Below are 24,996 nucleotides of genomic sequence, written 5' to 3' on the forward strand. Positions count from 1 at the left end.
CGGGGCTCCAGGAGCTTCCGAGGCCGTCAGGGCTGCCCGGAACCCATGCTTGTCGAGGGCTCCCGGGGCTCCCGGGAAACTCAGGGCTCCTTGGCCTCGCCGAGGGTCATGGACAGGTGGGAGATCGTGCTCGTCACCAGGGCGCGCTTGGGCAGGCCGAGCTCGCTCAGCTCCTTGGCGATCGGATGGTTGCCCAGGCGGATGAGAGCGCCGCCGGGACGCGTGCGGACCCCCCTGGGGGAGAGCGACCAGGGGATGCGGCGGGTGACGCCGTCCCGGTGGGTGTAGACGTCGAGGGAGGTCGTCATGCCGCTGCTCGGCACCGGGACGCCGGACTTGATCAGCAGGTCCAGCACCAAGCGGCCGTCCTTGCGGACGATGCACCGTTTGTACGGGGAGGACATGCGCAGGTCGATGTCGGCCAGCTCCTTGGGGAAGCCCCAGATGGCGCGGCCCGCCTCCAGGGTGAAGCCCTGGTCGACCGGGAGCCAGTGGACGAACGCCCCGGCACCGGTGCGGTGCAGCTCGGACAGGCTCGCGCGCAACCCCCCGCCGGGGACGTGGCCCGAACCGGGGGGCCTGGTCAGGAAGGCGACGCCGAACTCGTGGTAGCGGCCGAGGTCGCCGTCGAGATAGTCGGCGAACACCAGCGTGCACAGGGCCTTGCGGGGCAGCACCTCGGCGACGTCCAGACGCGAGTAGGCGATCACCGCCCGCGCGGCGTCCGCCCGGACCAGGTAGGACGCGCTGCAGACCATGACGTCGCGGACGCGGACCGGCATGGTGACCTCGCGCCCCTGGATCAGATGGCGTGCCATGCCTCCAGTACACCAATCTCCAGGCCGGACGTCACTGGTTTGCCCGCCCATTCCTCCAGCCGCCCGACGAACGCGCCCGCGTGGTCGGGCCAGTTGTGACGGGCCAGGGCCTCGGCGTGGCCGCGCGCGCCCATCCCGGCCGCCCCTTCGGGGTCCTCCCGTAGCCCCAGCACCGCGCGTACCACCGCGGGGGCGTCCCCGAAGGGGACGACGACGCCGCACGCGGCCCCCTCGACCATGGACGCCGCGGCGGGCAGGGGGGTGGTGACCACCGGGACCCCCCGGGACATGTAATCGATGATCTTGGCCGGTACGGGCCGGGGACCGGGCGCGTCGCGCGGGAGCGACAGGCCGGCGATCGCCCCCTCGGCCATCCGCAGCGCGTGCCGGTTGGGCACGTAGCCGTACCAGTCGAGCAGGCCCTCCCGCTGCGCGTCCCGCAGCAGCGGCCTGATCCGGACGTCGGCGGAACCGATCAGGTCGAGCCTGATGCCGTACGGGAGCAGCAGCCGGGCCGTCTCGATCAGCTCGGCCACGCCTCCGGCCTCGGAGAGGTGGCCCACGTGGACCACCCGGTTCCGGCCGGGCGGCACGGGCGGCGCCGAGGGCACGTAGGCGGCGTTGGGCACGACCGGGTGGGGGCCGGAGAACCGCTCCCGGTAGGAGTCCTCGGCCAGGATCAGGTGCAGGCGGTGCTCCGCGCGGGCCTCGACCCGGCGTACCAGCGCGGGCAGGGCCCGGCGCAGGTGGCCGGGGAGGCCGAGGTCGGCGCCCCAGGCGGCCCCGATGTCTCCGCGTACGTCCCAGACCGTGGCGGGGCGGCGCCTGGGCAGGCGGAGCAGCAGTTCCAGGTCGTGCACGACCAGCAGGTCGGCGCCCTCCACCCCGCGCTTGAGAGCCCCCCTGGCGGCCTTCAGCGCCCGCCTGCGGCGCCCGGCGGTCGCCCGGGGCACGTCGACCGCCCTGATTCCGGGATCCGGGGTGACGTTGCAGTCGGTGAAGGGGGCGACGTAGGTGATCTCATGCCCGGCGTCGAGGAGCGACCGGATCTGCCGATGCATGATCCGGGCGTCCTCTGGGTGATGAGCGATTGTCGCGACGCATACCCGCATATCCAGATGCTGAGTGTTCGTTCCGTCATCACCGGATGTGTGGGGTTAATTACCGGGTAACTGACGCTGAACTCTCTTTGGCGGCGGGCGCGGCGTCGGCCGGTGCGGTGGTAGCGGTGGTAGCGGCGGGCGCCGGGGACGGCCGGCGGTAGAGCCATACCAGGCGGGGTTCGAGCATCCACTTGAAGAGCCTGCGGGTCTCCGGCAGGCACAGCACGATGGCCAGGGCCAGCGAGCTGCACCCGATCGCCGCCACGCCCAGCGGGCCGTACAGCCAGGGGAAGCTCAGCCAGCCCTGGTCCTTGGCGATGACCACCACGACGCCGTGGAGCAGGTAGGCGTACAGGGTCCGGGTGCCGAGGTCGGAGAACCAGGTCTCGCCCCGGGGCACCAGCGCGAGCACCGCGACCGTCATGACCAGCGCCGCGACCAGCACGGCGCCGCGCACGCCGAAGCCCAGCCACCAGGACATGTCCATGGCCTTGAAGCTGTAGCGGAAGTAGATCGGGTCGAGCGGGACGCGGGGCGCGACGACGATCGCCACCCCGGCGGCGCCGACGAGGACGACCGCTGAGGTGATCTTCACCCAGAGGGGCTTGAGCAGGTCGAAGTGCTCCGGCTTGAGCAGCAGGCCGAGCACGTAGAACGGCAGCAGGCCGAAGAAGCGGTCGATGCTGAAGTCGCCGGAGATCTCCGAGAAGCCCGCGGCCATGTAGATGACCACCGCGACCAGCAGCGGCTGCCGCATCCGTGTCCAGATGGGCGTGGAGATCCGCCAGAGGACCAGGGCCAGCAAATACCAGTTCAGCCAGGCCGGATCAATTATCGTCAGCGTCCACTTCTGGCCAAGCCCGAAGCGGAGCAGCGCGTAGCCGATCTCCACGACCACGTACGGGATCAGCAGGGTGTCGACCAGCTTGTTGATCTTCGCGTTGGAGTTCCAGAAGTTGCGGCCCAGGTAGCCGCTGATCAGCACGAATGCCGGCATGTGGAACATGTAGATGAACAGGTACGCGGCCTCCGCCGAGTGCGCCTTGAGGGTGGGGACCAGCGAGTGGCCCATCACCACCAGGGCGATCAGGACGAACTTCACGTTGTCGAGGTAGGGCTCGCGCTTCTTCTTCACCGGAGGGGCCGGGGCCTCCTCCTCGGCGACCGGCTCGCGCTCGCGCTCCGCCCGCAGCTCCTGCTCGGCCTGCGGGCCCTGGCTCCAGAACGAGGGCTCGTTCTCCCGGTTGTTGTTCTCCCAGTAGGAGAAGGGACGCTCACCGGCCGGTCGCGGCTCCTGCCGGGGCCGGGGGGCGGACGGCGCGGTCGGCGGGGACGGCGGCCGTGCCGGGTCCGGGAACCGTACGGGAGCCTGGGGCTCTCCGGGCAGCCGGGGCCGTCCGGGAAGGTCGGAGTCTCCGGGGACCCCGGGCCGTACGGGGGCGGGAGCCTGGGGGCGTGCGGCTCCTCCCGGCGGGGGGACGCGCGGCGACGTGGGCGGCGGAGCCCAGTCGGGCCGGGGGACCGGCGCCTGGGGCGCGCCCTGCGGGGCGGGCGCCTGGGGGGCGCCCTGCGGGGGAGTGGGGCCGTCCTGCGCCCACGCCGGCATCGGCGAGGGGGAGCCCTGCCGCGCCCGCGTCGAAGGGGAGTCCTCGCGCGCCCTCGGCGGCGGGGAGTCTCCCCGGGCCCGCGAAGGCGCCTGCGGGGGGGAGTCGTCCCGTGCCCATGACGGCGCCTGCGGGGAGGAGTCGTCCTGCGTCCACGACGCCTGGGCCCACGAAGACTCCTGGGCCCACGCCGGCCCGTCCTGGGACCACGAGGGCTCCTCGCGCATCCACGAGGGCTCCTGGGGGACCGGCTCGGCCGCCAGGGGTTTGGACAGGTCGAGCGGGTCGTGGGAGTCGTGGGAGTCGCGGGCCCCGCCGGTGTGGGGGTCGCGGTACGCCGGGTAGGCCCCCCACTCGGTGACCTCGCCGGGGCTCTCCTCCCGGCCGTCCCCGGCGTCGCGCCGGGACGCCCTGCCGGAGGCGGCCGGGCCCGGGGGCGGCTCCGGCCACGAGGGCTGGGGCCCGCCGGGCGCCTGGGCGTGACCGGGCGCGGGCCACGGGGCGGATCTCCGGCCCTGTCCGCCGGTGGACCCACCGGAGCCGGGGTCGGAACCGCCGTCGTCCTGGGGGGCGGGCACCTGGAAGGGTCGGATGTCGCTCACGAGGGGAAGGCTCAGCTATCTGTCGGAGACCGGGGAGTAGTCGGGCAGACCGGCGGGGCGCCCGGGAAGGGGCCGGGAGTGCGGGCAGGCGTTCGCCTCGCCGCCTTGCCCAACCCTAAACCGACTGTGCGCCCTCTGTCGCACACGTGCCCGCTGATTCGGGCGGTTCTCGGGTAATCGTGACTGTTCACGGCCCGGTGAACGGCCGGTTCCCGCAGCCTCCCCCGGGGGCTGCCTTTCGCCACCCGGGCACTGTGTCCGGTTGGCCAGGTTTCGTAACCATGATCACCGCCGAAGCCGCCCTGACCGCCCTGACCGCCCTGACCGCCCTGACCGCCCTGACCGCTCTGATCGCTTTGACCGCGCTGACCGCCGTCGCCTCCGGCTCGCGCGTCCGGTTCCGCTCGGCCGCGCTGCCAGGTGTGGTCAGGCGCGGCCAGGTGTGGCCGGTCCGATGGCGGGGGGCGGCCGTCTCGCCGGGCCGGTCGGCCCGGCGAGGAGGGGCGTCAGGTGCAGGGGTTGGTCTTGCTGTCGACGACCTTGTCCGTGAGGGCGTCGGGGATCTTCGGCAGGGCGCGGACGCCCGGCCAGTCGGCGCCGATGATCAGCTGGACGACCGGCCCGGTCGGGGTCTTGCCCCCCGGGGTGGGCGGGGGCGCCACGGTCGGGACGTACTTCTCGACGGTGACCGGCTTGACCTTGCCGGCGACCGGGACGCGCTTGTCGCTGGAGAGCCTGGCGGCCAGCGCGTCGCCGTACGAGAGGCCGTCGGCGGCGTCCTTCTTGGCGTAGCGGATCGCGGTGGTGGGCACGTTGCCGCTCGCCGGGCGGGCGTTGCCGACGTGGGTGACCACGAAGCCCTGGTCGGCCAGCTCGGCGGCGACCTCCCTGGCCCTGTTCGGGGTGTCCGTGCCGTTGAACACCTGGACCCTGACCTGCTCGCGCTTGACGGCGGGCTTGGCCTTGGGGTCGGGGGGCGGGGTGACCTCGGTGTCGTTCTTGATCGCGGCGAACAGCTGGTTCGCGTACGGCTGCACCCAGGCGACCCGGTTGGGGTCGTCGGGGTGGGGCCCCCACGGGACGGTGATGAGCTTGACGCCGCCCGCGGTCAGCTTCTGGGCGCTCTTCCCGATCTCGATTAGGGTGCCGGTGTCCTTGGCCAGCTCCGAGTCCATCCGGACGGACTTGGCGGCGGTGTTGATGAAGCTCAGCATCTTGACGGGGTCGGTCAGCAGCTCGCTGCTGGTGGCCTTCTTCACCACCTGGCTGAGGAAGACCTGCTGGCGCTTGATGCGGCCGATGTCGCTGCCGTCGCCGTAGCCGCGCAGCCGGACGTAGCCCAGGGCCTTCTCGCCCGCCAGGAGGTGCCAGCCCGCCGCGAGCTTGAGCTTGGCCTTCTTGTCGTCGACCGGCTTGGTCAGGCAGACCCTGACGCCGCCGAGGGCGTCCACGATGTTCTTGAAGCCGGTGAAGTCGACCTCGACGAAGTGGTCGATGCGGATGTCGGTGAGCGCCTCGATCGTGGTGATCGTGCAGGTGATGCCGCCCTCGTTGTAGGCGGCGTTGATCATCTCGGTGCGGGCCGCCACCGGCGCGCCCGTCTCGGACTGGCAGGCGGGCATCTCGACCACCGAGTCGCGGGGGAAGCTGATGAACGTCGCCTTGTCGCGGTCGGGGGCGATGTGCATGAGGATGATCGTGTCGGTGCGCTTGCCCGCGTCGGCCATCTTCTGGCCGTACTTGAGGTTGTCGCCCTCGCGGGTGTCGGAGCCCACGATCAGCACGTTGAGGGCGCCCTTGACGGCCGCCGGCCGGTCGTTGCCGAGCTTGTTGCCGAGCTCGACGCCGTCGATGTTGCCGAACGCGTTGCGGTAGACCCCGTAGCCGCCCAGGGTGCCGAGCACCAGCAGGCCGGTCGCCGCGATGCCGGCCCAGGCGCCGCCGGTGATCCGCCGCTGCTTGGCGGGACCCTTGCCTCTCGGCGCCGCCTCCTTCGGCTGCGTCGGGAAGTCTCTCGGCGGGCTTTCGGGGGGAGGGCCGTCCCCTCCCGCGCGCCGCGCGCCCCGGCGGCCGTGGGAGGCGGGCTCGCTCCGGCGGTCCCTGACGGACGCCTGCCGGTGGTCGCTCATGCGATCCTCCCGCTGAGCGGCGTCGTCCGGTGCTCGTGCTCGATCATCGAGCCCAAAGAGTAGATCACGAGGTGCGCGCCAGGAGTCGTGATGATGCGAACTTGGCCAAGACCGCCCCCTGACACCGCCATGATGGATCCGGCGGCCAGCATACTCAAATCCGGACATTCGTAGGAATGTTACTGAAATTAGGTTTACGCGCCGCGAGAGCCGCCGCGAGGCAGGCTGCGGGCACGGCCGGCAGGACGTACCGGTAGTCGAACTCCGCCACCGCCGCCGGCATCACCAGCAGCACCACCGCCACCGACCAGGGCAGCGCCCACGCCGTGGAGGCCGGCCGGAAGCGCCGGACACACGCCGCCGCGGGCGGTAGCAGCAGAATCACCAGGACCGCCGCGCCAGGCAGTCCGGCGACTCCCTGGTAGGTACGGATCCAGCCCGCGTACGGTTCGACGATCCGGGTGGAGATCGGGCCCCGCTCGTAGCGCTTGGCGGCCTCGGCGCCGACCGTCGCCGGATAGCGCCCCGGTGGCGGGGGTGGCGTCGCGGGGAACTGGTAGTAGTCGTAGATCTCCTGGTCCGGGTAGACCGGGCGGCCCACGGTGAACGAGCGGGCCAGCTCCGAGGCGACCGAGCCGAGATAGTCCAGCGGCTGGCTCAGGATCGCCAGTGACGCGAACCGCCCGGCCAGCGTGTCGTTCGTCCGGGTGAAGGTGATGCCGGGCAGTTTGACCAGCGGCGAGTCCTGCGCCCAGACGTACTCCTGCGCGGGAGGCCGCCGCGCCGCCGGGCGGGGGTCGCACAGCACGGCCAGGTCGGGCGGCGGGCGCATCACGCCGCAGTCGGCGAAGGTCATCGTCTTGCCGTACAGGAAGACGCCGTTCGCGCCCACGATGCCGATCCGCTGGTACGTCGCGTAGAACCAGGCCCCGTACCCGAGGACGGGCACCGCCGCGGCGGCGATCATCACCCCGGCCATGAGCACCCGGCCCCGCTCCCTGAAGATCAGCCAGCCCGCGAAGAGGGCCACCAGCGGCAGTCCGACGGTCCTGGTCAGCGTCGCCGCCGCGAGCAGCAGCCCGATCCCGCACGCCGTACGCCATCCGACGGACTCGCGCACGGCCAGGCAGGCCGCCGACACGATCAGGACCGCGAACAGGGTGTCGGAGACCAGCAGGTGCTCCAGCTCGATCTGGTAGGCGTCCAGGAGGGAGGGGACGGACGCGAGCGTGGCGGCCCAGCCGGGCGCCCGCAGCCGCCGCGCGGTGAGATAGACCAGCACGCCGATCAGCAGTCCGAGCAGGTGCTGGGCCAGCGTGACGACGGCGAACTCGTGGAACGGTTCGAGCAGCCGCATGAACATCGAATACCCGGCGGGGCGGACCAGGTCGGGCCGGGGTTTCAGGGCGGTGACGACGTACGTGTAGGAGTCGGGGAACCACAGCGCGGGCCGGTAGCCGAGCATGGTGATCACCCGCAGCGCGATCCCCACGGCCAGCACGCCCAGGAACCAGCGATGCTCCATGATCCGGTGACGGTTCATGATCCGGCGACGGCCCGGGATCCGGCGGCGCCCCCGGGGCCCACGGTCATCCCGGGGTTCGCGGTCGCTCAGGGGTTCGCGGTCGCTTAGAAGTTCGCGGTCGCCTCGGGACTCGCGGTCACTCAGGGACTCGGGGTCACTCAGGGGCTCGCGGTCGCCTCGGGGTTCGCGGTCAGCCCGGGGCCCGGGGCGGTCGGGAAACCCGCGGTCGCGCCGAAACCCGCGATACCGCCGCACCCACCCGGTCACTCGTCCCCCTCCTCGCACGCTGCGCGTACGCTACCGGCTCCCGCCGGGCCCCGCGCTTCCGCCGGACCTCGTGCCCGTCCGGGCACGGCGTGCCGGGTACGGGCCGGAAGTGGCACTACGCTCGGTTCGCATCATGACCACCGGCTGGTTGGACCGTACGCGCAGGCCCTCGGCGGGCAGGGTGCTCGCCGTGGTCTCCGTCGCGCCCGCGCTCGTCCTGGCGGGCTGGCTGCTGGCCGGGCTGCCGCTGCTGCTGCTCGGCTGGTTCCGGCCGCTCGTCGCGGTCCCGCTGGGGCTGGCGGCCGTGGCGCTGCTGTGGCGGTACGGCCCGCGCCGCCTGCCGGAGACCGTCGAGGCGACCGCCTGGCAGGTCGCCGGGGTGGTCGCCGCCGCCCTGGCCTCAGGGATCTTCAACGGCCTGCTCCACGGCGAGCAGCTGATCGTCCGCCGCGACCCCGCCACCTACGCGCAGTACGGCGTCTGGCTGGCCCGGCACGGCTCGCTGCCGATCCCCTTCCAGGAGGGGGCCTTCGGCGGCGCCGACCCGGCGCTCCACTTCGACAGCGTGGGCTTCTACGCCTCCGGCGGCGCGGTCGTGCCGCAGTTCATGCCGGGGGCGCCGATGCTCCACGTGGTGGGCGCCTGGCTGGGGGACGTCGCGGGACTGCTGCTGGTGCCGCCGGTGCTGGGGGCGGCGGCCGTGCTGGTCGTCGCGGGGGTCGTCGCCCGGCTCGCCGGGGCCCGCTGGGCGCCCCTCGCCGCGCTCGCCCTCGCCGTCTGCCTCCCGATCCTCTACACCTCGCGGACGACCTTCAGCGAGATCCCGTCCCTGGTCCTGCTCTTCGGCGGTCTCGCCCTGCTGCACGACGCCGAGACCGGGCTCCGCCTCCGTGTCACCGGCACCGGTGGGGAGGACCCGGTGCGGGTCCGCGCCGCGCGGGCGGGGGCCGCCCTGGCGGGACTGGTGTTCGGGCTCGCCGTCCTGGTCAGGATCGACGGGCTGCGCGACGTGCTCCCCGTGCTCGTCTACGCCGGGCTGCTCATCGCGCTGGGCCGGGTGGGGAACCGCGACGGGGGGCGGCTGGGCGTGCCGCTGCTCGGCGGGCTGGTGGCGGGAGCCGGTCTGGGGCTGGCCGCCGCCTACCTGCTGTCCAGGCCGTACCTGGACTACCTGTCGGACTCGGTCGTCCCGCTGCTGGCCATCTGCGGCGCGGTCGGGGTCCTCACCGTGCTGGCGGCGGCGCTCGCCCCGCGTCTCGCGGCCCCGCTGCGGCGGGTGGCCCGTGTCCCGAGGCTGCCCGAGATCGCCGCGGGCCTGGTCGCGCTGGTCGCGGCGGCCTTCGCCGCCCGGCCTTGGCTGGAGACCGTGGTCCGGCCGCCCGTCACGCCGGACGACCGGGTGACCGCGCAGTTCATCGAGGGCGTCCAGCGGATCAACCGCCTGCCGCTCGACGGCTCCCGGCTCTACTACGAGAACTCGGCGCACTGGGTGATCTGGTACATCGGGCTGCCCGCGGCGCTCCTGGCCACCCTCGCCGCGGTCGTACTCGCGCGCAGGCTGGTCAGGGGGACGGCTCCCGGCTGGCTGCTCCCGCTGGCCGTCATCGGCTGGACCACGGTCACCACGCTCTACCGGCCCGGCATCACCCCCGACCACCCGTGGGCCGCCCGGCGGCTGGTCCCCGTCGTCATCCCCGGCCTGATCCTGCTCGCCGTCTGGGGCCTGCGCTGGACGCGCGACAGGGCACGGAGGTCGGGGTACCGCCAGGGCGCGCGCAGGGGTCTCGTCGCGGCCGGCGCGGTCCTCCTCCTCGTCCCCCCAGTGATCACCTCGGGGGGGACGGCGTTCAGCCCGGTGGACCGGGGCGAACTCGCCGCGGTCGAGGACATGTGCGAGGCCCTGCCGCCGCGCGCCTCGGTGCTCGTGGTCGAGCGCGTCACCGCCGCCCGCTTCACCCAGGTCGTCCGGGGCGTCTGCGGCCTCCCGGCCGCCCGGCTCACCATCTACCGCTCCGACATTCCCCGGGCCGCCGACGTCGCCCGCCTGGCCGCCCGCGTCCGCGCCGCCGGGCGCACCCCTGTCCTGCTCGCCGCCGAGTCCCGCCAGCTCTCCGGGTACGGCACCCCCGTCCACATCATGAACCTCCGCACCCGCCAGGACGACCGCTCCCTCGTCGCCCCCCCCAACGGCACCTGGTCCCTGGCCGCCGACGTCTGGATGACCGTCCCGCGAGCGAACACGAACACATGAGGGCCGGAGTTCGTCGGGTGCTACGGGCCGGAGATGTCCGAATGACCGTTTTGGCGGTTCGCTGACACCGGTTGGAGAGGGATTTCCCCGCTGACGCGGCCACTTCGAATTTACGATCGCCGCGTGAGTGAGTCGCTTCTCAAGGACGGGTGCGACGACCACGACCTCCTTCGCGAGTCCGGGAGGATCATGCCCGCGGTGGGCTACGCCGCCGGTGGAGATCCCACCTGGGCGTCTCGTGCCGACGAGAATCTCGACGGATTCGGAGGGTGATCGTCACGGATGGCCGAGGTGATCCCGGCCCTGGTCGCGCCGGTTGTTCGGTAAAGGCCGGCTTCTTTATTAGTGATCAATAAAGGTGCGTCTATGTCAGGATATTGAGCCTTATGCCGGGCCGATACGGTGGAGGACAGATTGAACGCGACGGATCCGGCGGCCGGTTCGGGTGACAGGAGCGTCATGGTCCGCCGTGGGCTGCTGGCCGGGGTGGTGGCCGCCGCCGTGATGCTCGGGGCGGGGGGAAGCGTCGGCTCGCCTCTCGCGGAGGGCGTCGCCTGGGCCGCCACGTCTCCCGGCGGGCCGTCGCCGGGGAACAAGAAGGTGTCCCCGCCGCCGGACGACTGGCCCCAGGCCGTCACGTTCAGCGTCTACCTCTGCCGTGATCAGGACGTTTTCAAGCAGTGTCGCAAGCGGGGGATCACCGCGAAGCAGAGGCGCGCGCTGGAGGCGAGGCTGCGGGCGATGCCCGAGGTGGCGGAGGTGGCGTTCGAGTCCCAGGAGGAGGCGTACGCGAACTTCACGGAGCAGAACGCCGACAACGAGACGCTGCTCTCCGCCATCCAACAGGAGGACATGCCGGAGTCGTTCACGGGCACGCTCCACCGGTGGCGCGACATCACGCGGTTCAGAGCCGCGATGCACAGGGCGCCGGGCGTCTCCAACGTCTTCGCCTTCGGAGGGTCCTTCTGGCAGGGCAAGGCGGACGTCGTCGTCTCGCTGTGCGGGCGCAAGGGGACGATCTTCGCCTGTAAGGGACGGGGGCCGGCCACGGCCGGGGAGAGGAAGGCCGTCGGGGACAGGCTGCTCGCCCTCGAAGAGAGCGAGAGCGTCTACTTCGAGGACGTCGCCCACGCCCGGCGGGTGTACGCATACGTCTGGGGGGAGAAGTCCAGCAAGTCTCCCCTTCCCGAGAGTTACTACGTCAGGCTCGCGGACCCGGGGACCGCCCCACGGGTCGTCGGCGCCGTCAAGGGGATGACGGGGGTCGGATCGGCCGGACGCCTGGACGAGGAGTGTCTGTGGATGGGAGTGGCTCAAAAGTGCTAGCGGAAGCCGTCCAGAGAAGGTGATGTGCGCTCGGGGTCCGTCCGGGCAGAGTATCCTCGCCCGTCGAGAGCATGCCCGAGAGCCCGAGAGTGGATCAGCCGTGGACGCAACGCCGTACGTGACCATCGTCCTGCCGTGTTACAACGAGCAGGACCACGTCATCGCCGAGGTCGAGCGCATCTGCGAGGCAATGGACCACAGCGGCTACACCTACGAGCTCGTGGCCGTCGACGACTTCTCCACCGACGGGACGCTGGCCAGGCTGCAGGAGGCCGCGCCCAGGTTCCCGAACATGCGGATCAGGGCCTTCCACCGCAACGGCGGCTCCGGCACGGTGCGCAGGATCGGCACCCAGGAGGCGCGCGGCGAGATCGTCGTGTGGACCGACGCCGACATGACGTACCCGAACGAGCGCATCCCCGAGCTCATCCAGATCCTGGAGAAGGACCCGACGATCGACCAGGTCGTGGGCGCGCGGACCAGCGAGGAGGGCTCGCACAAGTTCCTGCGGGTCCCGGCCAAGTGGTTCATCCGCAAGGTGGCCGAGCGGCTGGCCGGGCAGAAGATCCCCGACCTCAACAGCGGGCTGCGGGCGTTCCGCAAGTCGGTCGCCAAGCCCTACCTGAGGCTGCTGCCCCCCGGCTTCTCCTGCGTCACGACGATCACGCTGTCGTTCCTGTCGAACCAGCACGACGTCTACTACCTGCCGATCGGCTACAGCAAGCGGGCGGGCAAGTCCAAGTTCAGCTTCGTCTCCGACGCCTACCGCTACATCCTGCAGGTGCTGCGGATGGTCATGTACTTCAACCCGCTCAAGGTCCTCATGCCGCCCGCGCTCTGGCTGGTCGGCATCGGCCTGGTCAAGGGCGTCGTCGACATCGTCCGCTACGGGTTCTACCTGACCAGCAACACCATCGTGATCTTCCTGTCCGGCCTGCTCATCGGCTCGCTGGCGCTGCTGGCCGACCTCATCGTGCGCTCCAGGAGCGAGTAGTGCGGATCGCCGTCGTCGGGCCGACGTACCCCTACAAGGGCGGCGGCGCCGCGCACACCACCGAGCTCGCCCACCGGCTGCGGGCCGCCGGGCACGACGTGGTGATCGAGTCGTGGCGGGCGCAGTACCCCGCCTTCCTGTACCCGGGCAGGCAGACCGCCGACACGCCCGACGGCGAGCCGTTCCCGCACGTCCTGCGCGACCTCGACTGGCGCCGCCCGGACGGCTGGGTCCGCGCCGGGAGGCGGCTGCGGAGCGCCGACCTGGTCGTCCTCGTCGTCCTCAGCCCGGTGCAGGTCCCGCCCTACCTGGGCATCCTGTACGGCCTGCGCCGCCGGACCCGGGTCGTGGCGCTCTGCCACAACGTCCTGCCGCACGAGCGCAAGCCGTACGACACGCCGCTGATGAAGGCGCTGCTGCGCCGGGTGGACACCGTGCTCGTCCACTCCGAGGGGCAGGCCGAGAAGGCCCGCGCCCTGGCGGCCACGCCCGTGCGGGTGGCCGAGATGGCCCCGCACCTCCCGTCGGGGGCCGATCGCCGCGGGCCGGGGGCGGGGGTGCACGACAGGCTGCTGTTCTTCGGCCTCGTCCGGCCGTACAAAGGCCTGGACCTGCTGCTGCGCGCGCTGCCCGAGGGGGTGTCGCTGCGGGTCGCCGGGGAGTTCTGGGGCGGTCTGGAGGAGAGGACCAGGGCGCTCGTCGCCGAGCTGGGGCTGGGCGGGCGGGTGGAGCTGCGGCCGGGGTACGTGGCCTCGGCCGACCTGCCGGGGCTGTTCGCGGACGTGGACGCGCTGGTGCTGCCCTACCGGAGCGGGACGGCCAGCCAGCAGGTGTGGCTCGGCCACGAGCACGGGGTGCCGGTCGTCGCGAGCCGGACGGGCACGCTCGGCGACCACGTCACCGACGGGGTGGACGGGCTGCTGGTCGAACCCGGCTCGGTGGAGGGGCTGCGCGCCGCGCTGGCCGCCTTCTACCGTCCCGGCGAGCCCGAGCGGCTCCGCGCCGGGGTGAAGGCCGTCGACCCCGCGCCCTACTGGGCCTCCTACGTCGAGGCGCTGGTCTCGGGCTCCTCGGGTTCCGTGCGCTGACCCGCGGGGTTCCTACGTCGAGGCGCTGGCCTCGGGTTCCCCGGGTTCCGTGCGCTGACCCGCGTGCCTTCTACGTCGAGACGCTGGCCTCAGGCTCCTCGCGCCGACCCGCGGCGCCGGAGACGCGGCCCCACAGGAAGCCGATCCCGGCCCAGCTCAGGTCGGCCAGGGTGAACATCACCCTCGACACCACCGCGGCCACCAGCGCCCTGGGGGAGTCGAGGACCGGCGCCAGGGCGAGCACCAGGGCCCCCTCGCGGACGCCGATCCCGGCGGGGACGATCACCGTGACGATGCCCGTCGCCCAGGCCAGCGCGTAGGCGCCGACCGCCACGAGATAGAGGGAGTCGCCGGAGGCGCCCAGGTCGGCCATGGGGAGCAGCAGGTGGGGGCCGTACACCAGCCAGCCGGTGACCGTCAGGGCGACCGCGGCGAGCACGGCCCTGCCGCCGATCAGCCTGCCCTGGCCGAGGGGCTCCTGGCGGGCGATCCGCAGGGCCAGGTTGAGCCCGAAGGTGAGCACGGCCGGGTGCAGGCAGACGGCGATGACGGGGATCAGCGCCAGCAGGTACCAGGCCTGGGTCAGGGTCTCGCGCAGGGTCAGCGCCGCGACGAGCAGGGCGCAGCCCAGGGAGACCAGCAGGGCGAGGGAGACGGAGCCGAACATGCGCCGGGGCGGGACGTCGTGGTCGCGGCCGAGCTCCATCATCGCGGCGTACGCCCAGACGCTGCCCGGCACGTACTTGCCGAGCTGGCCGACGAAGAACACCCTCGCGGCGCTCCCGAGCGGGAGCGGCGAGCCCATCCCGGACAGCACCGCCCGCCAGGCCAGCACCATGACGCCGATCCCGGCCATCACCGAGAGGTAGGAGCCGCCGAGCGACCACCACGAGAGCTGCGAGATCGCGGCCACCGTCTCGTCGCGGTTCCTGGCCAGGCCGTAGCCCAGGAAACCCACCGCGACCAGCGCGAGCAGCACCCGGAGGAGGCGGCTTGACCGCAGTCGGCTGAGCATCCGCCCAGGGTACGACGGTCTGCTTACCCGACGGTAGGGTCGCGGGTCACCGGTACTCTTGGGCGGCGTGCTCTTGGACGGCGTGTTCCCGGGCAGCGTGTTCCGGAGCGGCGTGCTCCTGGCGGCGGACCGCGTCACCCGGAGGGGACCGCGTCACCCGGAGGGGACCGTGTCACGCGGAGGGAAGAAGAGGAACGGTGAGCGAGTGATGAGCGCCGAGCGGGTCGCGCAGCTTGAGTACTCCGAGTTCCAGGCGGCGATGCTGGACGAGGAGAAGCGCCGCAGGAAGGCCGCGAAGATCGTCGCGGTGCTCGGGCACTTCCTCGGCCGGGACAAGGACGTCCTCGCCGGTCTGACGGTCGCCGACATCGGCTGCTCGGCGGGCTTCATCGCCGACGAGCTGGCCGCGGCGGGCGCGAGCCGCACGTTCGGCGTCGACATCGACGTGCCGGGCCTGCGCAAGGCGTCCCAGAGGTTCGGCGAGCGGGTCGAGTTCGTGTGCGCCGACGGCACCGCGCTCCCCTTCCCCGACGGCTCGGTCGACGTGCTGGTCTTCAACCACATCTACGAGCACGTGGTCGACCCGGACGCGATCATGGCCGAGATGCGCCGGGTGCTCTCCGACGACGGCGTCCTGTACCTGGGGCTGGGCAACCGGCTCGGGGTGATGGAGCCGCACTACAAGCTGCCGTTCCTGTCCTACCTGCCTCCCTCGCTGGCCGACCGCTACGTGCGGCTCTCCGGCCGGGCCGACAGCTACTACGAGCGCTACCGGACCCGCAGGGGCCTGCGGAAGATGGCTCGCGGCCTGCGGGTGTGGGACTACACCTTCCCCGTCCTCGCCACCCCCGCCGCGTTCGCCGGGAACGAGCTCTTCCCCGGCCTGGTGGGGCGGGTGGCGGGCGGGGTGCTGTCGAGGCTGCCCCGCCCGGTGCTGCGGGCCCTGCTGCCGGTGGTGCCCACCTACCTGTGGGTGGCGACCAAGGGCGACCGCCGCCCGGCCGGTCCCTCCCTGCCCCGGCCGCCGGAGCCGGTGCGTCCCCTGTGAGCTCTCCACGGGCCTCCCACCTGCCCTTCCTCGCTCGCGGTACGACTCCGGCCGGTCCTTCGTGACCGCGGGAACCGGGTCCGGCACGTCCCCCCTGAGGCGCGTGGTCCGCGTCGCCTTCCTGCTCGTGGCGCTCGGGTTCGGCGCGTGGGTGGTGGTGGGCCAGTGGGAGGAGATCCGCGCGGGGTTCGCCCGATTGTCGTGGACGTCGCTCGCGCTGTCGCTGGTCGCGGTGCTCGCCGCGCTGTGCGGCGGGATGATGACGTGGCGGGCGCTGCTGGCCGACCTGGGCTCGCCGCTGCCCCTGCGCGCGGGGGCGAAGGTCTTCTTCGTGGGCCAGCTGGGCAAGTACATCCCCGGCTCGCTGTGGCCGGTGCTCGCCCAGATGGAGATGGGCCGGGAGCTGGGCGTGCCCCGGTCGCGCAGCGCGGCGGCGTTCTTCCTGACGCTGCCGGTGCAGCTCGGCAGCGGGCTGGTGGTCTCGGGGGTGACCCTGCTGGCGGCGCTGCCGGGGTCGGTGGCGCCGTACGCGTGGGTGTTCCTGCTGATCCCGGTGCTCGCGGTGGCCTTCGAGCCGAAGGTGATCAACGCGGTCCTCGGGTTCGGGCTGCGAAAGCTCGGGCGCGAGCCGCTGGAGCGCCCGCTCACCCGCAGGGGCATGCTCACCGCGCTGGGCTGGGCACTGCTCGGCTGGATCGCGTACGGGCTGCACCTGGCGGCGATCGTCCACGACCTCGGGTCCTCCGGGCCGTCCGCGGTCCTGTTCTCGATCGGCGCGTTCGCGCTGTCGTGGTGCCTGGGGATCATGACCTTCGTCGTCCCGGCCGGAGCGGGGGTGCGCGAGGTGGCGATGGTGGCCGTCCTGGCGCCGGTCCTGGACCAGGGAACGGCCATAGCGGCGGCGCTCTGCTCCCGGATCGTGATCGTTCTCGGCGACCTCCTCTGTGCCGGTCTCGCGGGTCTGGTCGCGCGCCGCGCCGAGGGGTCCCGGAAGGACCACGCTTCGGGAAAAGCAGTGTGATTTCCCCCACGATTCGGGAAGCTCTGGCAATAGAGTAAACAGGGAAAGGGGACGATCGTCCCGTTGTGGATCTTGAGGGGAGCGATCCTTCTTGGCGCCGAGAGTGCTCGTGGACGCGGCCGCGGTTCCGGCCGATCGCGGTGCGCTGATCAGGTACGTCGACGGACTCGTCGCCGCCCTGGACAGGGCGGGCGCTGACCTCGCGGTCGTCTGCCAGCGCGCCGACGCCGCCAGATACGCCGGTCTCGCGCCCTCCGCGCGGATCGTGCCGGGACCTCACGGGATCACCAACCGGGCCGCCCGCCTGACGTGGGAGCAGACGGGCCTGCCGTTCCTCGCCAAGCAGGTCGGCGCCGAGGTCATCCACGCCCCTTATTACTCGATACCGCTGAGCTCGGGCCTGCCGACCGTGGCGACCGTCCACGACCTCACCTGCTTCACCGAGCCGCTGCAGCACGACGCGGTCAAGGCGGCGTTCTTCCGCGCCGCGACCCGCACCGCGGTCCGGCACGCCGCCCGGGTGATCGTGCCCTCCAAGGCGACCAGGGACGAGCTGATCAGGATCCTCTCGGCCGACCCGACCCGCATCGACGTCGCCTACCACGGTGTCGACCCGGCGCTGTTCCACCCGCCGTCGGAGCGCGAGATCACGCACGCCTCCGACCGGCTCGGCCTGCACGGCACCCCGTATGTCGCCTTCCTGGGCCCGCTGGAGCCGCGTAAGAACGTGCCAAACCTGATCCGCGGCTTCGTCCGCGCCGTCGGGAACCTCCCGGACCCGCCCGCCCTGGTGCTCGCCGGAGGGATCCGCGACGTCGAGGTGGACGCCGCGGTGGAGGAGGTCCCCTCGACCGTGCGGGTGCTGCGTCCGGGCTTCCTGTCGTTCGCCGACCTGTGCGGTTTCCTCGGCGGGGCGGTGGTCGCGGCCTTCCCCTCGCGGGGCGAGGGTTTCGGGCTGCCGGTGCTGGAGGCGATGGCCTGCGGCGCGCCGGTGCTCACCACCCACCGCACCTCGCTGCCGGAGGTGGGCGGCGACGCCGTCGCCTACACCGAGCCGGACGCCGAGAGCATCGCCGAGGCGCTGCGCACGCTGCTCTCGTCGCCCGAGCGAAGGGAGGCGCTGTCCGTGGCCGGAATCGCCCGCGCCAAGGAGTTCACCTGGGACGCCTCGGCCGAGGCGCACCTGCTCTCCTACCAGCGCGCGGCCGAGTAGTGAGCTAACCTCGCGGAATGATGGAGACCCCCTTGCCCGATCTAGAGGCGATCCTCCTTGTCGGCGGACGAGGGACGCGCCTGCGTCCGTTGACGCTCGGCACCCCGAAACCACTGCTGCCCACGGCAGGGGTTCCCTTCCTCGCCCACCAGCTCGCCAGGGCGAGGGCCTTCGGCGTGCGGCGCATCGTGTTCGCCACCTCCTACCGGGCGGAGATGTTCTCCGAGGCCTTCGGGGACGGCGAGGCGTTCGGCCTCTCGCTCGAATACATGACGGAGGAGGTCCCGCTCGGCACCGGCGGGGCCATCCGCAACGCGGCCAGGGCGCTGACCTGCGGCCCCGACGACCCGGTGCTGGTGCTCAACGGCGACATCCTGTCCGGCCACGACATCGGCGAGCAGGTCGCGACGCACGTCGCCAGGAAGGCGGCCCTGACCCTGCACCTGACCGAGGTGGAGGATCCCTCGCGGTTCGGGTGCGTGCCGACCGACGAGGACGGGCGGGTGACCGCCTTCCTGGAGAAGACCCCCAACCCGGTCACCAACCGGATCAACGCCGGATGTTACGTCTTCACCCGCTCGGTGATCGACACGATCCCGGCGGGCGAGGTCGTCTCGGTCGAGCGCGAGACCTTCCCCGGCCTGATCGAGGACGGCGCCCTGGTGCTCGGCTACGCCGAGGCCTCCTACTGGCTCGACGTGGGCACGCCCGCCGCCTTCGTGAAGGGCTCCCGCGACCTGGTCCTCGGCCGTCTCGCCTCGCCCGCCCTGCCGGGGCCCACCGGTGACTTCCTCGCCCTGCCCGGCGCCATGATCTCGCCCGAGGCCAAGGTCTCCGGCGGTTCCGTGATCGGGGCCCGCGCGATCGTGGAGTCGGGAGCGCAGATCAGCGGCAGCGTGCTCGGGGACGACTGCGTCGTGCACTCGGGCGCGGTCGTGGTCGACTCGGTGGTCGGCATCGGCGCGCGCGTCAACTCTGGAGCGGTCCTGCGGGACGTGGTCCTCGGCGACGGCGCCGTGGTCGGGTCGGGGAACGAGCTGCTCGCGGGCAGCCGGGTCTGGCCGGGGGTCGTGCTCCCCGAGTTCGCGATCCGCTTCTCCAGCGACATCTGACCGTTCGAGGCGCGGGCACCTTCGTGAGGGAACGTGAGTGGTGCCCGCCGCGGCCGGTCGACCTGGCGCTGGCGCTCGACCCGCACCGGCGCGGGACCGGCGACCCCACCCTGAGGCCGGCGCCCGGCGGGGCCTTCTGGCGGACCTCGCGCACGCCCGACGGGCCGGGGACGCTGCGGGTGGCCCCGCTGAACGGCGGGGCGGCCGCCACGGCGTGGGGGCCGGGGGCGGAGTGGATGCTGGAGACGCTTCCCGAGCTGCTCGGCGCGGGGGACGACGTGTCGGGGTTCGTTCCCGGGCACGAGGTCCTAAGGAACGCGGCGAGACGCTATCCGGGGCTCAGGATCGGCAGGACCTCGCGGGTGTTCGAGGCGCTGGTCCCGGCCGTGCTGGAGCAGAAGGTGGTCTCCACCGAGGCGTGGCGGGCGTGGCGGTGGCTGCTGGGCCGCTACGGCGAGCCCGCGCCGGGTCCCGCGCCCGAGGGGATGAGGGTCTTCCCCGAGCCCGGGGTGTGGCGGTCCATCCCGTCGTGGGACTGGCACCGCGCGGGGGCGGAGGCGGTCCGGGCCCGTACGATCGCGAACGCCGCCCTGCACGCGGGGAAGCTGGAGGCGATCGGGGGCAGCGCCGACGCGGACCGGCTGTTGAGGGCGCTGCCCGGGATCGGGGTGTGGACGTCGGCCGAGGTGCGCCAGCGCTCGCACGGCGACGCCGACGCCGTCTCGGTGGGCGACTTCCACCTGCCGTCGCTGGTCGGCTGGTCGCTCAGCGGCGAGCGGGTGGACGACGCCCGGATGTTGCGGCTGCTCGCTCCCTACCGGGGGCACCGGCACCGGGTCAGCCGGCTGCTGGGGTTGGGCGGTGTGCGGCCACCCGCTCGCGGGCCGAGAATGCCCGTGCGCGACTACCGGTCGTTCTGAGCGCCCCCTCGTCGGGGGACGGTTCGTCGCGATGCCAGTCGAGGCTGTCGCGCGTGTCGGCGCCGATCAGCGGGGCGAGGACGGCGACGGCGACGAGGGCGGCGAGGGCGATGAGAAATCCGATCATTTTCGGCTCCTGGAGGGTGGGGTCCGAGGGGTTTCCTCGGGGGATCCGGGTGGGTTCCCCGCGAGTGCGGGGGTTCCGGCTGACCTCTCTAATTTATGCATCTGCAAGCATTTACGTCTATCGAGACTTGCTTGAGTGCATCCTTTAGAAGATCTGAAGTATCGGGTTCCGGGGCCGGCGCTCGCCCCTCGGTGCGGGTCCCGGGGCCGGTGATCGTTGTCCGGCGCGGGGACGGGGCCGTGATCGGGCACCCGCCGCCCCGCAGGCGCGGGGCGCGCCGTACTGTGCCGTCATGAGCGCTAACCCCACCGACAACGCGATGCGCCGGGCTCTGGCCAGGGCCCGCGACGGCAAAGCTCTCGATACCGCCGAAGCCACCGTCCTGCTGCACGCGCGGGACGAACATCTGGAGATCCTCCTCGACCACGCCGGGAGGGTGAGGGACGCGGGCCTGGAGGCGGTAGGGCGGCGAGGGATCATCACCTACAGCCGCAAGGTCTTCATCCCCCTGACCCGGCTCTGCCGCGACCGCTGCGGCTACTGCACGTTCGCCACCGCGCCGCACAAGCTGGAAAGCCTGTTCCTGAGCCCCGACGAGGTGCTGGAGATCGCCAGGCAGGGCGCGGCGATGGGGTGCAAGGAGGCGCTGTTCACCCTGGGAGACCGCCCGGAGGACCGCTGGCACCAGGCCCGCGAGTGGCTGGACGCGCACGGCTACGACGACACGCTGTCCTACGTCCGCGCGATGGCCGTGCGGGTGCTGGAGGAGACCGGGCTGCTGCCGCACCTGAACCCGGGCGTGATGACCTGGCAGGACCTGCAGCGGCTCAAGCCGGTCGCGCCCTCCATGGGCATGATGCTGGAGACGACCTCGCGGCGGCTGTTCGAGGAGAAGGGGCAGGCGCACTACGGCTCGCCCGACAAGGACCCCGCGGTGCGGCTGCGCGTGCTGGAGGACGCCGGGCGGACGAACGTGCCGTTCACCAGCGGCATCCTCATCGGCATCGGGGAGACGGTCGAGGACCGCGCCGAGTCGCTGTTCGCGCTGCGCAGGGTGGCGCGCGAGTACGGCGGCATCCAGGAGATCATCGTCCAGAACTTCCGCGCCAAGCCCGACACCGCGATGCGCGGCATGCCGGACGCCGACCTGCAGGAGCTGGCCGCCGCCATCGCGGTGACCCGGCTGGTGATGGGGCCGAGGATGAGGGTGCAGGCCCCGCCGAACCTGGTCGACTCCGAGTACGAGCTGATGATCAGGGCGGGCATCGACGACTGGGGCGGCGTCTCGCCGCTCACACCCGACCACGTCAACCCCGAGCGTCCCTGGCCGCAGATCGACGACCTCGCCGCCCGTACGGCCGCCGCCGGGTTCGCGCTGCGCGAGCGGCTCACCATCTACCCCGAGTTCGTGCTGGCCGGGGAGCCCTGGCTCGACCCGAGGCTCAACGCGCACGTGGCCGCCCTGGCGGACCCGGAGACCGGGCTCGCCCGCGAGGACGCGGTCCTGACCGGCCGCCCCTGGCAGGAGCCGGACGGCGGCTTCGTCTCCGTGGGCCGCGTCGACCTGCACACGGCCGTCGACACCGAGGGCCGCAGCGCCGACCGCCGCGACGACTTCGACAACGTCTACGGCGACTGGGAGGCGCTCAGGGAGCGTCTGCCCGCCGCCTCCCCGATCGTGCGGGGCGACGTGCGGGAGGCGCTGAGGCAGGCCGAGAGCGACCCGGCGGGGCTGAGCGACGCGCAGGCGCTCGTCCTGCTGGACCTCGCCGGGGACCAGAACGGGGTGGGTGCCGACGACGTCGCGCTGGACGAGCTCTGCCGGATCGCCGACGCCCTGCGCAGGGAGGCGGCCGGGGACGACGTCACCTACGTGGTGAACCGGAACATCAACTTCACCAACGTCTGCTACACCGGCTGCCGTTTCTGCGCCTTCGCGCAGCGCCGTACCGACGCCGACGCCTACACCCTGTCGCTGGAGCAGGTCGCCGACCGCGCCTGGGAGGGGTGGCAGGCCGGGGCGACCGAGGTGTGCATGCAGGGCGGTATCCACCCCGACCTGCCCGGCACCGCGTACTTCGACATCGCCAGGGCGGTGAAGGCCAGGGTGCCGGAGATGCACGTCCACGCGTTCTCGCCGATGGAGGTCATCAACGGCGCCAGCCGCACCAACCTGTCCATCGAGGACTGGCTGGTCGCCGCGAGGGAGGCGGGTGTCGACTCGCTGCCGGGCACCGCGGCCGAGATCCTCGACGACGACGTCCGCTGGGTGCTGACCAAGGGCAAGCTCCCCACCAGGGAGTGGGTCGAGGTCATCTCCACCGCGCACAGGGTCGGCATCCCGACGACCTCCACGATGATGTACGGCCACGTCGACAACCACGCGCACTGGGTGCGGCACATCCGGCTGATCCGCCGCATCCAGGAGGAGACCGGCGGGTTCTCCGAGTTCGTGCTGTTGCCGTTCGTCCACCACAGCGCGCCCATCTACCTGGCCGGGATCGCCCGCCCCGGGCCGACGGCGCGGGAGAACCGGGCCGTGCACGCGCTGGCCCGCGTCCTGCTGCACGGCGCGATCGCCAACATCCAGTGCTCGTGGGTGAAGCTCCAGGACGGGCTCTGCCGCGAGGTGCTGCTGGGCGGGGTGAACGACCTGGGTGGCACGCTGATGGAGGAGACGATCAGCAGGATGGCCGGGTCGGAGAACGGCTCCTTCAAGACGATCAGCGAGATCGAGGCCATGGTCGCCCCGACGGGGAGGCCGATCCGGCAGCGGACCACCTCCTACGGCGTGCCGGACGCCGAGCGGGTGGCCGCGGCCAGGGCGAGCGACGGCGTCTGCCGGAGCGTCCGCCCCAACGCCCTCCCGCTGCTCTCCCTGGAGCCGTCGACGCCCTCGTGAACCGCCGACACCGTCGGTGCTGTCGGCGAAGTTATAACGAGTTCTACATCGGTCCGCCTTTCGTGAGAGGTTCGTTGGCACAATCGTCATTCCTGTGTAGTCATCTGTAGCGGGAGGTCCGGGTTTGTCCTCCTCCGGTCGACACCGTGTGGCCGCGGGCATCGCGCGACGCCGGCGCCAGGCGCGCCTGCGCCTGTCGATGGCGGCGGTCGCGGTCGCGGTCGCCCTGGTGGGCGGTGCCGCCCTGGTGACCGGCCGGGTGGGAAACTCGTGCTCGACCCGCGACCCGGTGCTGGTCGGCGTCGCGGCCGCCGTGGACATCGCCCCGACCGTGATGGCGGCGGCGGGGCGGTTCAACCGGAGCGGGGCGGGCGTCGACGGCCGGTGCGTGCTGGTGCAGGTGACCGAGCAGCCGCCCGCCACCGTGCTGCGGACCCTGCTCGGCGGCACCGCGGGGGTGCTCAGCAGGCGTCCCGACGGGTGGATCTCCGACTCCTCGGCCTGGATCCGCCTCGCCCGCAAGCAGGGCGCCGCGGACCTGGCCGGGACCGAGACCGTCGTGGCGACCTCGCCCCTGGTCTTCGCCACCCGCAAGTCCCTGGCCCGGCGCTTCGCCCTGGGCAGGACCGACATGAACTGGCGGATGGTCTTCCCCGCGACCACCCGCGGCCGGATCCGGCCGAACGAGAACGAGCCCGACGTGGTCCGCGTCCCCGACCCGTCGCTCGCGGGGGCCGGGATCGCCACCGTGGCGGCGGCCAGGGACGTGGTCGGCAGCGGCCCCGAGGCCGACCGGGCGCTCACCGCGTTCGTCCGCTGGGCGCAGGCGGGGTCGGCGCCCGACTACCGGAGCCTGCTCGCCGCCGTCGACGACCGCTCCTTCTGGAAGCGGCCGGTGGTGATCGTGCCGGAGTCGGCGGTGTGGGCGCACAACCGCCTGCCCTCCGACGACCCGGTGGTCGCCCTGCACCCCCGCGAGGGGACGATCAACCTCGACTACCCGTACGTGGTCACCTCCTCCGACGAGGCGAGGGCGAGCGGGTCGCGGGCCTTCGCCGCCTGGCTGCGCTCCCCGGAGACGCGGGAGGCGGCCCGGGGAGCGGGTTTCCGCTCGCCCGACGGCTCCCTGGGCCCGCACTCGCCCGGCCCCGAGATCCCCACCGAGGCGCCCCGCACCCGCCCGACCATCCTGCCCGCCATGATCGACGAGGCGCTGGAGGCGTGGAGCAGGCTCGCCCCGCCGACCAACATCCTGGTCATGACCGACACCGGCAGGCACATGGCGGAACCGATCAGCGGGCAGAAGGGGAAGACCAGGCTCACCGTCGCCCTGGAGGCCGCCAGGCTCGGCCTGCAGCTCTTCCCCGACTCCACCCACATGGGCCTGTGGGACTTCTCCTCGGCCAGGGGCCCGGACCAGCGCGAGCGGGTGCGGATCGGCCCGGTCCTCGAACCCGACGGAGGGCAGGTCGTCCGGCGCGGCCGCCTGGAGGAGCTGACCCGCACCCTGCGCGCCGCCCCCAAGGAGCCCAGCGCCCTGTACGACTCGATCCTCGCCGGGTTCCGGGAGATGACCGAGGTCTACGACGAGAACATGAACAACACCCTCGTCGTCATCACGGCTGGCAAGGACGACGGCAAGGGGATCTCCGGCGCCGACCTGGTGCGGGCGCTGCGCGAGGAGTGGGATCCCGAGGCGCCGGTCCAGGTCGTCGTCCTCGCCTTCGGCACCGACCTCGACCGCGCGGCCCTCACCCAGGTCACCTCCGTCACCAACGGCTCCCTGCACGTCGCCCGGCGCCCTGAGGAGATGATCGACGTCTTCCTGTCGGCCCTCGCCAGGCGGCTGTGCCACCCCACCTGCCGCGCCCCCGCCTGAGCGTCGTTCTCCGACCAGGTATACATCACGAAATATGGTGCCTTATCAGGAC

At 72.4% G+C, this 24,996-nt stretch carries 18 protein-coding genes; 12 read left to right on the plus strand and 6 right to left on the minus strand.

Going from position 1 to position 24,996, the window contains the following annotated elements; translation table 11 throughout:
* Positions 1 to 80: 80 nt before the first annotated feature.
* From ACFYWM_RS19025 to ACFYWM_RS19045, 5 genes are all read right to left on the minus strand, one after another.
* Positions 81 to 818, minus strand: a complete 738-nt coding sequence (locus ACFYWM_RS19025; protein ID WP_389916324.1) for an acetoacetate decarboxylase family protein — start codon at positions 816 to 818, stop codon at positions 81 to 83.
* A complete protein-coding gene (locus tag ACFYWM_RS19030; RefSeq protein ID WP_389916326.1) occupies positions 803 to 1,879 on the minus strand; it encodes a glycosyltransferase in 1,077 nt (358 codons plus the stop codon). Before ACFYWM_RS19030 ends, ACFYWM_RS19025 begins: the two co-directional genes overlap by 16 nt.
* A gap of 100 nt (positions 1,880 to 1,979) precedes the next feature.
* A complete protein-coding gene (locus ACFYWM_RS19035) occupies positions 1,980 to 4,127 on the minus strand; it encodes an acyltransferase family protein (RefSeq protein WP_389916328.1) in 2,148 nt (715 codons plus the stop codon).
* A 506-nt stretch (positions 4,128 to 4,633) separates the two neighbouring features.
* Entirely contained in the window at positions 4,634 to 6,256 is a 1,623-nt protein-coding gene (locus ACFYWM_RS19040) for an LCP family protein (RefSeq protein WP_389916330.1), read from the minus strand.
* A gap of 154 nt (positions 6,257 to 6,410) precedes the next feature.
* Complete coding sequence (locus tag ACFYWM_RS19045) at positions 6,411 to 7,781, minus strand: hypothetical protein (RefSeq protein WP_389916332.1); 1,371 nt, start codon at positions 7,779 to 7,781, stop codon at positions 6,411 to 6,413.
* A gap of 400 nt (positions 7,782 to 8,181) precedes the next feature.
* On the opposite strand from ACFYWM_RS19045, the gene ACFYWM_RS19050 reads away from it, so the two are divergent.
* The 5 genes from ACFYWM_RS19050 (at position 8,182) to ACFYWM_RS19070 (ending at position 13,707) form a co-directional block, all read left to right on the plus strand.
* Positions 8,182 to 10,299, plus strand: coding sequence for a hypothetical protein (locus ACFYWM_RS19050; RefSeq protein WP_389916334.1), 2,118 nt, complete (start codon positions 8,182 to 8,184; stop codon positions 10,297 to 10,299).
* A gap of 123 nt (positions 10,300 to 10,422) precedes the next feature.
* Entirely contained in the window at positions 10,423 to 10,572 is a 150-nt protein-coding gene (locus tag ACFYWM_RS19055; protein ID WP_389916336.1) for a hypothetical protein, read from the plus strand.
* Between the two features lie 186 nt (positions 10,573 to 10,758).
* Positions 10,759 to 11,625 carry a permease-like cell division protein FtsX gene (locus ACFYWM_RS19060; RefSeq protein WP_389916338.1) on the plus strand — a complete coding sequence of 289 codons (867 nt, stop codon included), beginning with the start codon at positions 10,759 to 10,761 and terminating at the stop codon, positions 11,623 to 11,625.
* A 100-nt stretch (positions 11,626 to 11,725) separates the two neighbouring features.
* A complete protein-coding gene (locus ACFYWM_RS19065; RefSeq protein WP_389916340.1) occupies positions 11,726 to 12,619 on the plus strand; it encodes a glycosyltransferase family 2 protein in 894 nt (297 codons plus the stop codon).
* A complete protein-coding gene (locus ACFYWM_RS19070) occupies positions 12,619 to 13,707 on the plus strand; it encodes a glycosyltransferase family 4 protein (RefSeq protein WP_389916342.1) in 1,089 nt (362 codons plus the stop codon). The genes ACFYWM_RS19065 and ACFYWM_RS19070 overlap by 1 nt, the downstream gene beginning before the upstream one ends.
* A gap of 70 nt (positions 13,708 to 13,777) precedes the next feature.
* Here the strand turns inward: ACFYWM_RS19070 and ACFYWM_RS19075 are convergent, their stop codons facing one another.
* The gene (locus tag ACFYWM_RS19075; RefSeq protein WP_389916344.1) at positions 13,778 to 14,722 is read right to left on the minus strand and encodes a lysylphosphatidylglycerol synthase domain-containing protein; all 945 of its coding nucleotides are present in this window, start codon (positions 14,720 to 14,722) and stop codon (positions 13,778 to 13,780) included.
* A 208-nt stretch (positions 14,723 to 14,930) separates the two neighbouring features.
* On the opposite strand from ACFYWM_RS19075, the gene ACFYWM_RS19080 reads away from it, so the two are divergent.
* From ACFYWM_RS19080 to ACFYWM_RS19110, 7 genes are all read left to right on the plus strand, one after another.
* Positions 14,931 to 15,770, plus strand: a complete 840-nt coding sequence (locus tag ACFYWM_RS19080; protein WP_389916346.1) for a methyltransferase domain-containing protein — start codon at positions 14,931 to 14,933, stop codon at positions 15,768 to 15,770.
* A gap of 103 nt (positions 15,771 to 15,873) precedes the next feature.
* Entirely contained in the window at positions 15,874 to 16,791 is a 918-nt protein-coding gene (locus ACFYWM_RS19085; RefSeq protein ID WP_389916348.1) for a lysylphosphatidylglycerol synthase transmembrane domain-containing protein, read from the plus strand.
* A 91-nt stretch (positions 16,792 to 16,882) separates the two neighbouring features.
* Positions 16,883 to 18,004 carry a glycosyltransferase family 4 protein gene (locus ACFYWM_RS19090; protein ID WP_389916350.1) on the plus strand — a complete coding sequence of 374 codons (1,122 nt, stop codon included), beginning with the start codon at positions 16,883 to 16,885 and terminating at the stop codon, positions 18,002 to 18,004.
* A 17-nt stretch (positions 18,005 to 18,021) separates the two neighbouring features.
* Entirely contained in the window at positions 18,022 to 19,116 is a 1,095-nt protein-coding gene (locus ACFYWM_RS19095; RefSeq protein ID WP_389916352.1) for a sugar phosphate nucleotidyltransferase, read from the plus strand.
* A gap of 23 nt (positions 19,117 to 19,139) precedes the next feature.
* Entirely contained in the window at positions 19,140 to 20,036 is an 897-nt protein-coding gene (locus ACFYWM_RS19100; RefSeq protein WP_389916354.1) for a DNA-3-methyladenine glycosylase family protein, read from the plus strand.
* Positions 20,037 to 20,455: 419 nt separating this feature from the next.
* Entirely contained in the window at positions 20,456 to 23,065 is a 2,610-nt protein-coding gene (locus ACFYWM_RS19105; RefSeq protein WP_389916356.1) for a bifunctional FO biosynthesis protein CofGH, read from the plus strand.
* Between the two features lie 148 nt (positions 23,066 to 23,213).
* Positions 23,214 to 24,944 (plus strand): substrate-binding and VWA domain-containing protein, encoded by a 1,731-nt coding sequence (locus ACFYWM_RS19110; protein WP_389916358.1) that lies wholly within the window; start codon positions 23,214 to 23,216, stop codon positions 24,942 to 24,944.
* Positions 24,945 to 24,996 lie beyond the last annotated feature (52 nt).

Source organism: Streptosporangium sp. NPDC002721 (assembly GCF_042888905.1).
Lineage (GTDB): Bacteria > Actinomycetota > Actinomycetes > Streptosporangiales > Streptosporangiaceae > Streptosporangium.

Coding starts and splice junctions, on each gene's coding strand:
- ACFYWM_RS19025 (WP_389916324.1), bottom strand. CDS start 818: ATGGCACGCCATCTGATCCAGGGGCGCGAGGTCACCATGCCGGTCCGC.
- ACFYWM_RS19030 (WP_389916326.1), bottom strand. CDS start 1,879: ATGCATCGGCAGATCCGGTCGCTCCTCGACGCCGGGCATGAGATCACC.
- ACFYWM_RS19040 (WP_389916330.1), bottom strand. CDS start 6,256: ATGAGCGACCACCGGCAGGCGTCCGTCAGGGACCGCCGGAGCGAGCCC.
- ACFYWM_RS19045 (WP_389916332.1), bottom strand. CDS start 7,781: ATGGAGCATCGCTGGTTCCTGGGCGTGCTGGCCGTGGGGATCGCGCTG.
- ACFYWM_RS19050 (WP_389916334.1), top strand. CDS start 8,182: ATGACCACCGGCTGGTTGGACCGTACGCGCAGGCCCTCGGCGGGCAGG.
- ACFYWM_RS19060 (WP_389916338.1), top strand. CDS start 10,759: ATGGTCCGCCGTGGGCTGCTGGCCGGGGTGGTGGCCGCCGCCGTGATG.
- ACFYWM_RS19075 (WP_389916344.1), bottom strand. CDS start 14,722: ATGCTCAGCCGACTGCGGTCAAGCCGCCTCCTCCGGGTGCTGCTCGCG.
- ACFYWM_RS19080 (WP_389916346.1), top strand. CDS start 14,931: ATGAGCGCCGAGCGGGTCGCGCAGCTTGAGTACTCCGAGTTCCAGGCG.
- ACFYWM_RS19095 (WP_389916352.1), top strand. CDS start 18,022: ATGATGGAGACCCCCTTGCCCGATCTAGAGGCGATCCTCCTTGTCGGC.
- ACFYWM_RS19105 (WP_389916356.1), top strand. CDS start 20,456: ATGAGCGCTAACCCCACCGACAACGCGATGCGCCGGGCTCTGGCCAGG.